14 protein-coding genes are annotated in these 14187 nt (G+C 68.2%); 10 read left to right on the plus strand and 4 right to left on the minus strand.

The features are described from left to right. Positions 1–61: 61 nt before the first annotated feature. Positions 62–1414, plus strand: a complete 1353-nt coding sequence (locus HWX76_RS32280; RefSeq protein WP_050010983.1) for an MFS transporter — start codon at positions 62–64, stop codon at positions 1412–1414. 94 nt (positions 1415–1508) lie between these two features. Then, positions 1509–2858, plus strand: a complete 1350-nt coding sequence (locus HWX76_RS32285) for an MFS transporter (RefSeq protein ID WP_050010984.1) — start codon at positions 1509–1511, stop codon at positions 2856–2858. Here HWX76_RS32285 and HWX76_RS32290 read toward each other — a convergent pair. Beyond that, positions 2855–3655, minus strand: a complete 801-nt coding sequence (locus HWX76_RS32290) for an SDR family oxidoreductase (protein WP_050010985.1) — start codon at positions 3653–3655, stop codon at positions 2855–2857. The two genes, HWX76_RS32285 and HWX76_RS32290, sit on opposite strands and share 4 nt — an antisense overlap. Before the next feature lie 133 nt (positions 3656–3788). Between HWX76_RS32290 and HWX76_RS32295 the strand changes: the two genes are divergently transcribed. Continuing rightward, complete coding sequence (locus HWX76_RS32295; RefSeq protein ID WP_050010986.1) at positions 3789–4748, plus strand: GlxA family transcriptional regulator; 960 nt, start codon at positions 3789–3791, stop codon at positions 4746–4748. 78 nt (positions 4749–4826) lie between these two features. Next, entirely contained in the window at positions 4827–5975 is a 1149-nt protein-coding gene (locus tag HWX76_RS32300) for an epoxide hydrolase family protein (protein ID WP_089489342.1), read from the plus strand. 101 nt (positions 5976–6076) lie between these two features. On the opposite strand, the gene HWX76_RS32305 is transcribed toward HWX76_RS32300, so the two are convergent. Beyond that, positions 6077–6568, minus strand: coding sequence for a 2,4'-dihydroxyacetophenone dioxygenase family protein (locus HWX76_RS32305; protein ID WP_124630260.1), 492 nt, complete (start codon positions 6566–6568; stop codon positions 6077–6079). Positions 6569–6736: 168 nt separating this feature from the next. Between HWX76_RS32305 and HWX76_RS32310 the strand changes: the two genes are divergently transcribed. Genes HWX76_RS32310 through HWX76_RS32320 form a run of 3 tightly spaced genes read left to right on the plus strand, consistent with a single transcriptional unit; the run spans position 6737 to position 8818 of the window. After that, positions 6737–7207, plus strand: a complete 471-nt coding sequence (locus HWX76_RS32310) for a MarR family transcriptional regulator (protein WP_050010989.1) — start codon at positions 6737–6739, stop codon at positions 7205–7207. A 37-nt stretch (positions 7208–7244) separates the two neighbouring features. After that, a complete protein-coding gene (locus HWX76_RS32315; protein ID WP_050010990.1) occupies positions 7245–7580 on the plus strand; it encodes a hypothetical protein in 336 nt (111 codons plus the stop codon). Continuing rightward, positions 7577–8818, plus strand: a complete 1242-nt coding sequence (locus HWX76_RS32320; RefSeq protein WP_050010991.1) for an MFS transporter — start codon at positions 7577–7579, stop codon at positions 8816–8818. The genes HWX76_RS32315 and HWX76_RS32320 overlap by 4 nt, the downstream gene beginning before the upstream one ends. A gap of 12 nt (positions 8819–8830) precedes the next feature. Here HWX76_RS32320 and HWX76_RS32325 read toward each other — a convergent pair whose 3' ends face one another. Then, on the minus strand, positions 8831–9781 hold the full coding sequence (locus tag HWX76_RS32325; RefSeq protein WP_050010992.1) for a LysR family transcriptional regulator: 951 nt from the start codon (positions 9779–9781) through the stop codon (positions 8831–8833). A gap of 105 nt (positions 9782–9886) precedes the next feature. Between HWX76_RS32325 and HWX76_RS32330 the strand changes: the two genes are divergently transcribed. Then, positions 9887–11242 (plus strand): aspartate aminotransferase family protein, encoded by a 1356-nt coding sequence (locus HWX76_RS32330; RefSeq protein WP_050010993.1) that lies wholly within the window; start codon positions 9887–9889, stop codon positions 11240–11242. Positions 11243–11291: 49 nt separating this feature from the next. Then, on the plus strand, positions 11292–12809 hold the full coding sequence (locus HWX76_RS32335) for a CoA-acylating methylmalonate-semialdehyde dehydrogenase (RefSeq protein WP_089489344.1): 1518 nt from the start codon (positions 11292–11294) through the stop codon (positions 12807–12809). Positions 12810–12937: 128 nt separating this feature from the next. On the opposite strand, the gene HWX76_RS32340 is transcribed toward HWX76_RS32335, so the two are convergent. Continuing rightward, on the minus strand, positions 12938–13312 hold the full coding sequence (locus tag HWX76_RS32340; RefSeq protein ID WP_050010995.1) for a hypothetical protein: 375 nt from the start codon (positions 13310–13312) through the stop codon (positions 12938–12940). A gap of 407 nt (positions 13313–13719) precedes the next feature. On the opposite strand from HWX76_RS32340, the gene HWX76_RS32345 reads away from it, so the two are divergent. Beyond that, on the plus strand, positions 13720–14097 hold the full coding sequence (locus HWX76_RS32345) for a nuclear transport factor 2 family protein (protein ID WP_124630258.1): 378 nt from the start codon (positions 13720–13722) through the stop codon (positions 14095–14097). Positions 14098–14187 lie beyond the last annotated feature (90 nt).

Genomic DNA, 14187 nt, shown 5'->3' on the forward strand with positions numbered 1-14187 from the left:
GCATGCACGCCCTCGGAGACTGCCGCGCGCTCGATATCGCGCGGCCCGTTTGGAGAGAGACATGCCCCAATCGCTTCCCGCCGAAGCGACGCTCGCGCACGCGAGCGCTTCGGCGCCGACTTCCGCATCCGCATTCGGCGATGCGCTGCTGTTCCGCAAGATCGCGTGGCGGATCGTCCCGTTCCTGTTCCTCTGCTACGTCGTGTCGTTTCTCGACCGCATCAACATCGGCTTCGCGCAGTTGCAGATGAAGCACGATCTCGGCTTCAGCGATGCGATGTACGGCCTCGGCGCCGCGGTGTTCTACGTCGGCTACGTGTTTTGCGAAGTGCCGAGCAACATGCTGCTCGCGCGGTTCGGCGCACGCCGCACGTTCACGCGAATCATGCTGCTGTGGGGCCTCGCGTCGACCGGGATGATGTTCGTGTCGCAGCCGTCGCATTTCTACGTGCTGCGCTTCCTGCTCGGCGTGTTCGAGGCCGGCTTCTTCCCCGGCATCGTGCTGTACCTGACCTACTGGTTCCCCGCGAACCGGCGTGCGGCGGCGATCTCCGTGTTCTTCGCGGGCGTCGCGGTGGCCGGCGTGCTCGGCGGGCTGCTGTCCGGCTGGATCATGCGCGACATGAGCGGCGTGCTCGGCCTGCACGGCTGGCAGTGGATGTTCGCGATCGAAGGCGCGCCGGCGATCCTGCTCGCGTTCGCCGCGTTCACGTTGCTGGTCGACCGGCCGCAGGACGCGACCTGGCTCACGGCCGACGAAAAGGCGCGCGTCGCCGCGCTGTGCGCCGAAGGCCGCGCACACGGCGGCGCGCACGACGGGCGCAGCGTGCTGGCCGCGCTCGCGAACCCGCGCGTGTACCTGTTCGCGTTCATCTATTTCTCGCTGACCTGTGCGTCGCTGACGCTCAACTTCTGGATGCCGCTGATGATCCGCGACTTCGGCGTGACCGACGTCGTGGCCGTGAGTCTCTACACGGTCGTGCCGAATGCGGTGGGCGCGGTGGGGCTGGTGCTGATCGCGCGCCGCTCGGACCGCACCGGCGAGCGGCGCAAGCACTTCGCATGCTGCACGATCGGCGGCGGCCTCGCGCTTGCGGCGCTGACGCTGCACCTGCACAGCTTCGCGGCGATGCTCGCGTGCCTGTCGGTCGCGGCGACGCTGGTCTTTGCCGCGCTGCCGATCTTCTGGGCCGTGCCGACCCGCTACCTGTCCGGCAATGCGGCCGCGGCCGGGATCGCGCTGATCAGCAGCATCGGGATCACGAGCGGCATCGTCAGCCCGTGGGTGATCGGGATGATCCGCACGCGCACGGGCAGCATGGATCTCGCCGTGTACCTGCTCGCCGCGCTGCTGGTCGCGAGCGGCGTGGCGCTGATGGTGGGCGTGAAGGGAGAATCCGTGCGGCGCGGCTGAACGTCGGCTTTGGCCGGTCGCCGTCGGTGGGCGGCGGCGACTGGCGTCGCGGTTCCCGCCCGGCCCGTATTCGCATCCATCGAGGAGACGATCGATGTCCATCCCCTTGCAAGCGGACGCCGCGCACGCGGCTGAGTCCGGTTCCGCCGCGCCCGGCAACGACGCGCTGTACCGCCGCATCGGCATCCGGATCGTGCCGTTCCTGTTCGTCTGTTACATCGTGTCGATTCTCGATCGCAGCAACATCGGCTTCGCGCAGTTGCAGATGCGGCAGGATCTCGGCCTGACCGATGCGATGTACAGCCTCGGCGCGGTACTGTTCTTTGTCGGCTACGTGCTGTTCGAGGTGCCGAGCAACGCGCTGCTGCGCCGCTTCGGCGCAAGACGCACGTTCGCGCGGATCATGGTCCTGTGGGGTGCGGTGTCGGTCGCGATGATCACCGTCGACAGCGCGAAGCAGTTCTACGTGCTGCGGTTCCTGCTCGGGCTGTTCGAAGCCGGTTTCTTCCCCGGGGTGGTGTTCTATCTGACGTACTGGTATCCGGCGCGCCGGCGCGCGTCGGTGCTGTCGATCTTCTATGCGGGCGTCGCGGTGGCCGGCATGATCGGCGGGCTGCTGTCGGGCTGGCTGATGCGCGCGATGTCCGGCGTGCTCGGGCTGCACGGCTGGCAATGGATGTTCGCGATCGAGGGCGCGCCCGCGATCCTGCTCGGCGCGATCGCATGGTTCTGGCTGTGCGACCGCCCCGAACACGCGCGCTGGCTGTCCGACGACGACCGGCAACGGCTCGCGGCCGACCTGGCCGCCGATCGTGCCGGTGCGCCCGCGCACGCGGCTGCTTCGCTGCGGCGGGTATTGGCCGAGCCGCGTACCTACCTGTTCGCGTTCATCTATTTCTCGCTGACGACCGCGTTGCTGATGCTGCTGTTCTGGATGCCGCTGATGATTCGCGAATTCGGCATTCACGACGTCGTGCACGTCAGCCTGCTGTCGATCGTGCCGAACGCGATAGGCGCGGCAGGCCTGATCGCGATCGCGCGGCGCTCGGACCGCAAGCGCGAACGCCGCCGGCATTTCGCCGCGTGCGCGTTCGGCGGCGCGGTGGCGCTCGCGTTGCTGACGCTGCACCTGCCGAGCATCGTCGCGATGATCGCGTTGCTGTCGATCGCGGCGATGCTGATCTTCGCCGCGCATCCGGTGTTCTGGGCCGTGCCGTCCGCGTATTTCGCGGGGGCCGGCGCAGCGGGCGGGATCGCGCTGATCAGCAGCATCGGCGTATCGAGCGGGATGATCACGCCGTGGATCGTCGGCGTGATCCGCACGCGCACCGGCAGCATGGATGCGGCGATGCTGATGATCGCCGGATTGCTGGCCGCGTGCGCGGTCGCGATGCTGCTTGGCGTGCGCGCCACGCCGCGCGGCGCAGGCCCGGCCGACACCTAGCGAGCCGCAGTGTAGCGCGGGGCCGGCGTATCGGCCGACAAATGCGGCGCCATCGTGCGGCGCGCGGCCTCGTACGCGTCCCATTCGTCACCCGCATGCAGCGAAGGGATCGTCACGAGCTCGCCGCGATCGAATCCGACCAGCGCCGCATCGACCATGTCCGGCGCCGTCATCACGATTTCCTTCGGCAGGTGCTCCAGCGGCAGGCCGCCCGTCTGCCAGAAATCGGTGGCCGTCGCGCCGGGCAGCACGGCCTGCACCTGCACGCCCTTGTCGGCGAGCTCGTGATGCAGCGACTGGCTGAACGCGAGCACGAACGCCTTGCTGCCGCCGTACACGCCGTTCAGCGTTTCCGGCGAGATCGCGACGATCGACGAAATGTTGATCACCGCGCCGCGGCCGCGCGCGACGAAGCCGGGCACGGCCGCATAGGTCAGCCGCGTGAGCGCGGTCACGTTCAGGTCGATCATCCGCGTCATCGCGTCGACGTCGCTGTCGAGCAGCGGCGCATGCGTGCCGATGCCCGCGTTGTTCACGAGCAGCGTGATGCTCGCGTCCTGTTTCAGCTTCGCTTCGACGGCGGCGAGCGCCGCGCGGTCGTTGAGGTCCGCGTCGACGATCTCGACGCTGCGCTGCGTGTCGTTCGTGATGCGCTCGGCGAGGGCGCTCAGCCGGTCGCGGTTGCGCGCGACCAGGATCAGGTCGTAGCCGCGGCGCGCGAGGCGGTCCGCGTAGACGGCGCCGATGCCCGACGACGCGCCGGTAATGACAGCGGTACCGCGATGTGCTTGCGTCATGATGTACTCCGTTTTGATGAGAATGGCCGGATGGCGTGAAGGCATTCTGGCCTCGAAGCGCGGCGACACAAATGACGTAGATGGGTATGATTTCGGACATCGGGGCCAATCGGCACGAAACCGGAGAACGCGGATGCACCGAATCGGCTTTCTGATCAGCGACGGCTTTCAGATCATGGCGCTCGCCGCGCAGTCGGTGTTCGAGTACGCGAACATGGGGATGGACGCGCCGTTCTACGCGATGGACAGCTATTCGGTCGACGGCGGCGACGTGCGCTCGTCGCTCGGGCTGCCGGTCGCCACGCGCGCGCTGCGCGGGCGGCTCGGCGTCGACACGTGGATCGTCGCGGGCGTCAACGATCCGCTCGCCTCGCCGGCGCCGGCCGGCGTCGTTGCCTACCTGCGCCGCGCGAACGGGCAGGCGCGGCGGATCGCCGGCATCTGCACGGGCGCGTTCGTGCTGGCCGAGGCCGGGCTGCTCGCGCAGCGCCGCGCGACCACGCACTGGGCGTTCGGCCGCGACATGCAGCGGCACTACCCGGAGATTCGCGTCGAGGACGACCGGATCTTCATCGTCGACGGCCCGATCTGGACGTCGGCCGGGATGACGGCCGGCCTCGATCTCGCGCTCGCGATGGTGGAAAAGGACCTCGGCGCCGACGCCGCGCGCTCGGTCGCGCACAAGCTGGTGATGCATCAGCGCCGGGCCGGCGGCCAGTCGCAGCATTCGGAAATGCTCGAGCTGGCGCCGAAATCCGACCGGATCCAGAACGCGCTCAACTACGCGCGGCAGAATCTCGGCCGCGCACTGACCGTCGAGGAGCTGGCCGAGGCCGTGCACCTGAGCCCGCGCCAGTTCAGCCGCGTGTTCACGCTCGAAACCGGGCAGTCGCCGGCGAAGGCGATCGAGCGGCTGCGGCTCGAATCGGCGCGGCTGATGATCGAACAGAGCCGCCATCCGCTGGACGTGATCGCGAAGGAGAACGGTTTTCGCGACCGCCGGCACATGCGCGACGCGTTCGTGCGCGGGTTTGGCGTGCCGCCGCAGGCGCTGCGGCGCGATGCGCGGGCGGGCGAGCGGGAAGCGGGCTGACGGGCGCAGCCGTATGCCGCCAGCGCCGGTCGGGAAAATCGCGCAGAATCCCGTCGACATGTTTCGCGAGGAGACACGATGCACGCCGAGCCGTTCGACATTGCGATACCCGATCAAGCACTTGACGACCTGCGTCGACGTCTGCACGACACCCGCCCGCCGAACCTGGCGCCTGCCGAGCCGTGGCAGCAGGGTGTAGACGGCGCGTGGCTGCATGAGCTGGCCGCGTACTGGGCCGACGGCTTCGATTGGCGCGCGGCGGAACGCGCGCTGAATCGGCTGCCGCAGTTCGTCGCGGACGTCGGCGGCCGGCGCGTGCACTTCGTGCATCGGCGCGGCACAGGCCCGAAACCCTATCCGCTCGTCGTCACGCACGGCTGGCCCGGTTCCGTATTCGAATTCCATGCGTTGATCGATCGCCTGTGCGATCCGGCCGCGTTCGGCGGCGATCCGGACGACGCATTCGACATCGTCGCGCCGTCGCTACCGGGCTTCCTGTTTTCTCCGGCGCCTGCGGTGCCCGGTACATCGGCGCTCCAGGTCGCCGACTGCTGGGCGGAATTGATGGCCGGCCTCGGCTACCGACGCTTCGGCGCGCAGGGCGGCGACCTGGGCGCGGGCGTGTCGGTCGCGCTCGGCGCGCGGCACGAGGGCGTGGTCGACGGCATCCATCTGAACTATCTGCCCGGCAGCTACGAACCGCCGATCGACGCGGCGCGGCCGCTGACCGACGACGAACAGGCGTTCCTGAAGCAGCGCGGCGACTGGGCGGCGCTGGAAGGCGGGTACGCGCACGTCCACATGACGAAGCCGCGGACGCTGGCCGTCGCGCTCAACGATTCGCCGCTCGGGCTGGCCGCGTGGATCGCCGAGAAATTCCGTGCGTGGAGCGATTGCGACGGCGACGTCGCGCGGCGGTTTTCGTACGACACGCTGTTGACCGGCATCTCGCTCTACTGGTTCACCGGCTGCATTGGCTCGTCGATGCAGATGTATTGGGAGAACCGGCTGCAGCCGATGCGGTTTACCCCCGGGCAACGCCTGGCGGTGCCCGTCGGTTTCGCGCGCTTCCCGAGGGAAATCAGCCGCCCGCCGCGCAGTTGGCTCGAACGCGTATTCGACGTGGTGCAGTGGACCGACATGCCGAGCGGCGGCCATTTCGCGGCGATGGAGGAGCCGGATTTGCTGGCCGACGATATTCGGCGGTTTTTCAGGCGTTTTCGATAACGAGCGGGGCGGTCGGCGACGCGTGCGAAGTACGCCGGTGGCCATCCTGGCAACCGGGTGCGGCCGCATCGCGCGGATCGCGCCGACGCCTATCTCGAGTCTTACCGCGTAACGAACGCCGTGGCCGCATCCGGCGCCGTACGCGCATGCTTGCGCTGGCGCAGCAGCGCGACGCGGCAGTTCTCGCGCGCCGTTTCGCGGCCGTCGTCGTCGAGCAGCACGAGGTCGCCGCGCATCACGTTCAGCGTGATCACATCCTCGCCCGGCGCGCCGAGCGTTTCCGGCGTATGTACCGAGCCGGCCGGTTCGAGCACCGTCGAACCGGCGTGCGCGACCCAGTCGTATTCGCGGTAGCGCCACGCACCCTGCAGCGTATGGACGAATACCTCGCCGTCGTGCCGATGGCGCGGCAGCCTGCCGCCGGCCGGCATCTTCAGCAGCGCGGTGAGCGTGTCCTCGGCCGCATTGATGTGCAGGTATTTGATCGCGAGCCCCGGCAGGTCGGCGCTCATCGGCAGCCACGGCAGCGCGTCGCCGGGCAGGCACGAGATCGGCGGCAGGTCGGTGGAGAGCGGGGCGGACGGCTGCGTCATGGCGGAAGGCGGGGTGGAAACGGGAAGCCCGCATTATCGCAGAGGCGGATCGCGCGGCCGAACGGGACACGACCGCGTGCCGAAAACGGGGGCGACAGCCGGCTCCTTGCACGATGAAATATACAGTCAAACTGTACAGTTTGACTGTCGATGTGTTATCTTGAATTGATGAACTCGCCATCGTCTCCCCCCGACACGCTCCCCCTGGCCGGTCTCGCCGGCGACCTCCGCATCTCGGTCGGCAAGCTGATGCGGCGGATGCGGGAGCAGACCCATCCGAACGACCTCACGTCGTCGCAGAAATCGGTATTGCTGCGGCTCGATCGCGACGGCCCGGCGACCGTATCGGCGCTTGCACGCGCCGAAAGCGTGCGCCCGCAGTCGATGCGCGTGACGGTCGCGACGCTGGAGGCGCTCGGCGCGGTCGCCGGCGCGCCCGATCCGACCGACGGCCGGCAGACGCTGATCGCGCTCACGCCCGGTTTCCGCAAGGTGCTGCAAGCGAACCGCGCGGCCAAGGACGACTGGCTGTTCCGCGCGCTGCACGCGCAACTGTCGGCGGCGGAACAGGCCGAGCTCGCGGCGGCCGTGAAGCTGCTGCAGCGGCTCGCCGAATTCCAGGACCCGGCGCGTTCGTAAACCGTATCGACCCGCTCGCTGAAAGGATGGCTCGCCCATGAACTTCCTGCATCTCGTGTCGTACTTCTTCGGCGGCGCGTTTCTCGCGAATGCCGCGCCGCATCTCGTCAGCGGGCTGCGCGGCGAGCCGTTCCAGACACCGTTCGCACATCCGCCCGGGCGCGGACTGTCGTCGTCGACCGTGAACGTGGTGTGGGGCGTCGTGAACCTCGTCATTGCTTATGCGCTCGTGCGCCGGGCCGGCGATTTCGACCTGAAGATCACGGCCGACGCGGCGGCGTTCGGCCTCGGCATCCTCGTGCTGGGGCTGTTCCTTGCGCGCCATTTCGGCGAACTGCACGGCGGCAACGCGTCCGACCGGGAGCGGCGATGAGCGTGCCGGCCGCGGGCGTGTTCCGCTCGCTTCGCAGCTTCAACTATCGCGTGTGGGCGATCGGCTCGCTGGTGTCGAACATCGGCACGTGGATCCAGCGCACCGCGCAGGACTGGCTCGTCCTCACGCAGCTCACGCATCACGACGCATCGGCGGTCGGCACGGTGATGGCGCTGCAGTTCGGCCCGCAACTGCTGCTGTTGCCGTGGACCGGCTACGCGGCCGACCGCTTCGACCAGCGCAAGCTGCTGATGGCGACGCAGGCGCTGATGGGCGCGCTGGCGCTCGTGCTCGGCGTGCTGACGGTCACCGGCGCCGTGCGGCTCGAGCACGTTTACGTGTTCGCGTTCCTGTTCGGCTGCGCGTCGGCGTTCGACGCGCCGGTGCGGCAGACCTTCGTTGCGGAACTGGTCGGCGACCGCGAACTCGCGAACGCGGTCGCGCTCAATTCGACGTCGTTCAACGCCGCGCGGATGGTCGGCCCTGCGGCGGCCGGCTTCCTGATCGCATCGGTCGGCACCGGCTGGGCGTTTCTCGCGAACGGGCTCAGCTTCTTTGCGGTGCTGGCGTCGCTGTCGCGGCTTCGGGAAGACGAATTGCGCGCGAACGTGCGGGCAGGCCGCTCGCGCGGCAGCCTGCTCGACGGGTTCCGCTACGTATGGCATCGCCCGGACCTGACGGCGATCCTCGTGATGCTGTTCCTGATCGGCACGTTCGGGCTCAATTTCCCGCTGTTCATTTCGACGATGGCCGCCAGCGTGTTTCACGTCGATGCGCGCGGGTTCGGCTTCCTGTCGTCGATGATGGCGGTCGGCACGATCTCGGGCGCGCTGCTCGCCGCGCGCCGCGAGCAGCCGCGGTTTCGTCATCTGTGGATCGGCGCGGCGCTGTTCGGGCTCGGCTGCACGTTCGCCGCGCTGGCGCCCGGCTACTGGTCGTTCGCGGCCGCACTGGTGCTGACCGGCATCGCCGCGATCACCTTCATGAATTCCACGAACAGCCTGATGCAGCTCTCCACCGAGCCGGCGATGCGCGGCCGCGTGATGGCGCTGCGCCTCGCGGTCGCATTGGGCGGCACGCCGATCGGCGCGCCGGTGGCCGGCTGGGTCGCGAACCATCTCGGCCCGCGTTGGGCGCTCGGCCTCGGTGCGGCGTCGGGCTTTGCCGCGGCGCTCGTCGCGACCCATTTCGTCACGCGCGAGCGCGCGCAGCCGCGCGCGGCCGACGATGGGGCCTGAACGAAGCCGCCGCTACGCCGCCGGCAACACCGCCGCATGCGCGGCTTCGAGGCACGTCTGGAACAGCAGCGCCGCCCGCGACGGCTGCGGCGAGCGTCGCAGCAGGCTCACGAACCGGCACCGGTAATTGAACCGGTGCGGCGCGATCGGCTGCATCAGCCCCTTGTTGTCGAAACTTTCCGCGTAGTGATCGGGCAGGAAGCCCAGATAGCGGCCCGACAGGATCAGCGTTGCAATCGATTCCTGGTCCGACGCGGTCGCGCTGCGCGTGAGCTTCGCGCGATGGCTCAGCTCCATGTTCGGCGAATGGAAACCGAGCCCCGCGAACGCGTGGTGGCGGATCGTCGTCCACGTGAGCTTGCCGTGCGGCGCGTCGAACAGCGGATGCTGGCGGCCGCAGTACAGCAGCATCCGTTCGTCGAACAGCGCCGAATACACGAGGCTGCCGGAGTTGCGGTGCGCGGGAATGATCCCGACGTGGTAGCTGCCGTCGATCACCCCGCGTTCGACCTCGTTGATCGACGCGACGTGCAGGTTCAGCGCGACGTCGGGCGCCTCGTCCGCGAACTGGCGGATCGCGTCGCCCAGGCGCGCATGCGGGTTGGTCGCCGTCTTGTCGAACACCGCGATGTGCAGTTCTCCGCCCATCTTGTCGTGAATCCCGTCGATTCTGCTGCGAAATGCCTCCATCGACGCGAGCAGCCGCAGCGTTTCCTCGTACACCGTCTGCCCCTCGGGCGTCAGCGTGAAGCCCGCGCGGCCGCGCCGGCACAGCACGAGGCCGAGCCGCGTTTCGAGATCCTTCACGTGCCGGCTGATCGTCGAGATGCCGATATTCAGTTCCAGTTCGGCCGCCGCCATCCCGCCGCACTGCACGACGCCCTTGAAGACCCGCAGCAGGCGGAGATCCATGTCGCTGAGCTGCCCGAGCAACGCGCGGCTCTTCGGTTTCTTTGCTTGCATAGTTGCGCAAGTGAACATTGATATTGCGATATTCAAAAGACTAATTGGCGTCCCGACAATGCGCAATATCAATACGAGAAGGAGGGGCGCGCCGCGCCGACCGACATGACCGACATCACCACCGCGCAGCACGACGAAACCAACCTCCGCACCGACGCCGCCTGGCTCGACGCGCACTGGATGCCGTTCACCGCCAACCGCCAGTTCAAGGCCGATCCGCGCCTGATCGTATCGGGCAAGGGCGCGTATTACACCGATGGCGAAGGGCGCAAGATCTTCGACGGCCTGTCGGGCCTCTGGTGCACGGGCCTCGGTCACGGCCGCACGGAAATCGTCGAAGCGGTGAGCCGCCAGGTCGCGCAGCTCGACTACGCGCCGGCCTTCCAGTTCGGCCATCCGAAATCGTTCGAGCTCGCCAACAAGATCAAGGAGCTGACGCCGGCCGGCCTCGATTACGTGTTTTTCACGGGGTCGGGCTCGGAAGCGGCCGACACGTCGCTGAAGCTGGCCCGTGCGTACTGGCGCGCGAAGGGCAAGGGCACGAAGACGCGCCTGATCGGCCGCGAGAAGGGTTATCACGGCGTGAACTTCGGCGGTATCTCGGTCGGCGGGATCGGGCCGAACCGCAAGCTGTTCGGCCAGGGCCTCGACGCCGATTTCCTGCCGCATACGCAACTGGCCGAGAACAAGTTCTCGCGCGGGATGCCCGAACACGGCGCCGAGTTGGCCGACCGCCTGCTCGAGTTGATCGCGCTGCACGACGCGTCGAACATCGCGGCCGTGATCGTCGAACCGTTCTCCGGTTCGGCGGGCGTGGTCGTGCCGCCGAAGGGCTATCTGAAGCGCCTGCGCGACATCTGTACCGCGCACGACATCCTGCTGATCTTCGACGAGGTCATCACGGGCTTCGGCCGGGCAGGCGCGATGACGGGCGCCGATGCCTTCGGCGTGGTGCCGGACATCATGAACTTCGCGAAGCAGGTGACGAACGGCGTGCAGCCGCTCGGCGGCGTGATCGCGACGAAGGAAATCTACGACACGTTCATGGCCGCGGGCGGTCCCGAGTACATGCTCGAATTCCCGCACGGCTACACGTATTCGGCGCACCCGGTCGCGTGCGCGGCCGGCGTCGCGGCGCTCGACCTGCTGGTGAAGGAAGACGCGGTGGCCCGCGTGCGCGATCTCGCGCCGCATTTCGAGGCGGCCGTGCACGGGCTGAAGGGCCAGCGTCATATCACGGACATCCGCAACTACGGGCTGGCCGCCGGCCTGACGATCGCCGCGCTGCCCGGCGAACCGGCACGGCGCCCGTACGAGATCGCGATGCGCTGCTGGGCGAAGGGCTTCTACGTGCGCTACGGCGGCGACACGATCCAGCTCGCGCCGCCGTTCATCGCCGAGAAGCGCGAGATCGACAATCTCGTGAACGCGCTGTCCGACGCGCTGAACGAAGTGGATTGAGCCCGCGCTCGCTTCCGGCCATAACCGAATTCAAGCAAGAGTCAGACACATGAAACACGACAGCAATGTGACCTCCACCGTCGGCCACCTGATCGACGGCAAGCGCGTCGACGGCGGCAGCCGGGTCCAGCCGGTGTTCGACCCGGCCACCGGCGAATCGCACAAGAGCGTCGCGCTCGCCGACAAGCTGACCGTCGAAGCCGCGATCGGGTCCGCGCAGGCCGCGTTCCCGGCATGGCGCAACACGCCGCCGCTGAAGCGCGCCCGCGTGATGAGCCGCTTCAAGACGCTGCTCGAGGAGCACGCGGAAGAGCTGTGCGCGCTGATCACGGCCGAGCACGGCAAGGTGCTCGCCGACGCGATGGGCGAACTGCAGCGCGGGATCGAGAACGTCGAATACGCGTCCTATGTGCCCGAACTGCTGAAGGGCGAGCACAGCAAGAACGTCGGCCCCGCGATCGATTCGTGGAGCGAGTTCCAGGCGCTCGGCGTGGCCGCCGGTATCACGCCGTTCAACTTCCCGGTGATGGTGCCGCTGTGGATGTGGCCGATGGCCGTCGCGTGCGGCAACACGTTCGTGCTGAAGCCGTCCGAGCGTACGCCGTCGTCGACGCTGCGCATGGCCGAGCTCGCACTCGAAGCCGGCCTGCCGCCGGGCGTGCTGAACGTCGTGAACGGCGACAAGGAAGCGGTCGACACGATCCTGACCGATCCGCGCGTGAAGGCCGTGAGCTTCGTCGGCTCGACGCCGATCGCCGAAACCATCTACTCGACCGGCTGCGCGCACGGCAAGCGCGTGCAGGCGCTCGGCGGCGCGAAGAACTTCGCGGTCGTGATGCCGGATGCCGATATCCCCAACGCGGTGAACGCGCTGATGGGCGCCGCGTACGGCTCGTGCGGCGAGCGCTGCATGGCGATTCCGCTCGTCGTCGCGATCGGCGACGAAACGGGCAACCAGGTCGTCGCGGGGCTGAAGGCCGAGATCGAGAAGATGAAGGTCGGCCCGGGCAACGGCGCGGGCGTCGACATGGGCCCGCTCGTCACGCAGCAGCATTTCGAGAAGGTGACGGGTTTCGTCGAAGCGGGCGTGGCAGCGGGCGCGACGCTCGTCGTCGACGGCCGCGGCGTGAAGGTCGACGGCCACGACGGCGGCTACTACCTCGGCCCATGCCTGTTCGACAACGTGAAACCCGGCATGCCGATCTATCAGCACGAGATCTTCGGGCCGGTGCTCGGCGTGATCCGCGTGAAGTCGCTCGACGACGCGATGGCGCTGATCGACGCGCACGAATATGGCAACGGCACGTGCCTGTTCACGCGCGACGGCGAGGCCGCGCGCTACTTCAGCGACAACATCCAGATCGGCATGGTCGGCATCAACGTGCCGCTGCCGGTGCCGGTCGCGTATCACTCGTTCGGCGGCTGGAAGCGTTCGCTGTTCGGCGATCTGCACGCGTACGGTCCGGATGCGGTGCGGTTCTACACGAAGCGCAAGACGATCACGCAGCGCTGGCCGTCGGCCGGCGTGCGCGAAGGGACCGTGTTCAGCTTCCCGTCGAACCGCTGAGTTGACGCGCGCGCCGGCCGCATGCAGCCGGCGCGACGTGCAAAGCCGCAAAAGCCCGCCCCGATCGACGATCGGCGGCGGGCTTTTTTACGTCCCGGCGAAACGCGCGGAACGCGGCGCAAGCCGGCTCAAGGCGCGACCACGTGCCACACGTTCTTGAAGTTGTCGCCGTTGCGTTCGCCCTGTTTCATGTCCTTCGAATAGAAGTACAGCGGCTTGCCCTTGTATGCCCATTGCGGGCTGCCGTCGTCGCGCTTGACGATCGTGTAGGGGCCGACCGGTACGTCGGTCGCGCTGGCCTTGTACGGCGGCCAGAGGGTTTCGCATGGGCCCGAACAGGCGCTGGTGCCGGCGTTGGGCTTGTCCTTGTCGAACGAGTAGACGGTCATCCCGTTCGCGGCGACGAGTGCGCCGTTTTCTTCCTTCGTGATGGAACCCTGGGCCGTGGCCGAAGCTGACGCAATGGCGAGCAGGGCGGAGCTGACGAGCAGCGCGGCTTTCATGAGTGCCTCCTGATAATCCGGTGGGCGGCCGCGATTGCGTGCACGGGCGAGCGTGCGCCGGAATCGCGATGAATGGTGCCGGAGCACGGCGCCGTCGCCGCCGGCCCGCGCGAGCCGCAGCGGGGCGAATGGCGGCGAACGGAGCGCCTTATTCACGATAGGCGGTTTTTGGCGGTGCTGCGAGAAGATCGGGGGGCATATCGGCGGCACGCACGCGGCGCGCAACGGCGCGACGATCGTCGTCGTGCCCGGGTATTCCGCATCCGTCCCCCGAGCCCGCGCCGGGGGTGCGTTGCGGCGGCAACGACCCCGATACGGGTTTGCGTGGATGACATCGCGCGCATTCCGCCGGAATATCTTCGTCAGCGCGAGCCGGGCTCGCGCCGATCCTTCCGGGAGGGACGACGATGCTTCAGGATCCAGGCGATGTTGCGCGCGCCAGCTATCGCGCGTATGTCGACAAGGACCGCGACGCGATCGAAGCGCTGATCGCGCCGGATTTCCATTTCACGAGCCCGCTCGACAACCGGCTCGATCGCGATGCGTATCTCGCACGTTGCTGGCCGAACAGCGCGATAGTCGCCGCTTTCGAGTTCGTCGACGTCGCTGTGCACGGCGAATACGTGTACGTCGTGTACGAAGCCGTGACGACCGCCGACAGGCGGTTCCGCAATGCCGAACGGTTGCGCGTGCGCGATGGCCGGCTTGTCGAGGCCGAGGTGTATTTCGGCTGGTATGTGCCGCACCCGGCGCCCGATGGCGGGTTCGTCGAATCGGGCAGGTGAATGCAATCGCGCGGCGCGAAGCTGACGTTTCGCCGTCGCGAGGGGCCCGCGCAGGGCGGCCCGCCGGGGCGTCGCCGGTTGACGGCGTGC

It is taken from the genome of Burkholderia sp. BCC0398, from assembly GCF_902833245.1.
Classification (GTDB): domain Bacteria; phylum Pseudomonadota; class Gammaproteobacteria; order Burkholderiales; family Burkholderiaceae; genus Burkholderia; species Burkholderia sola.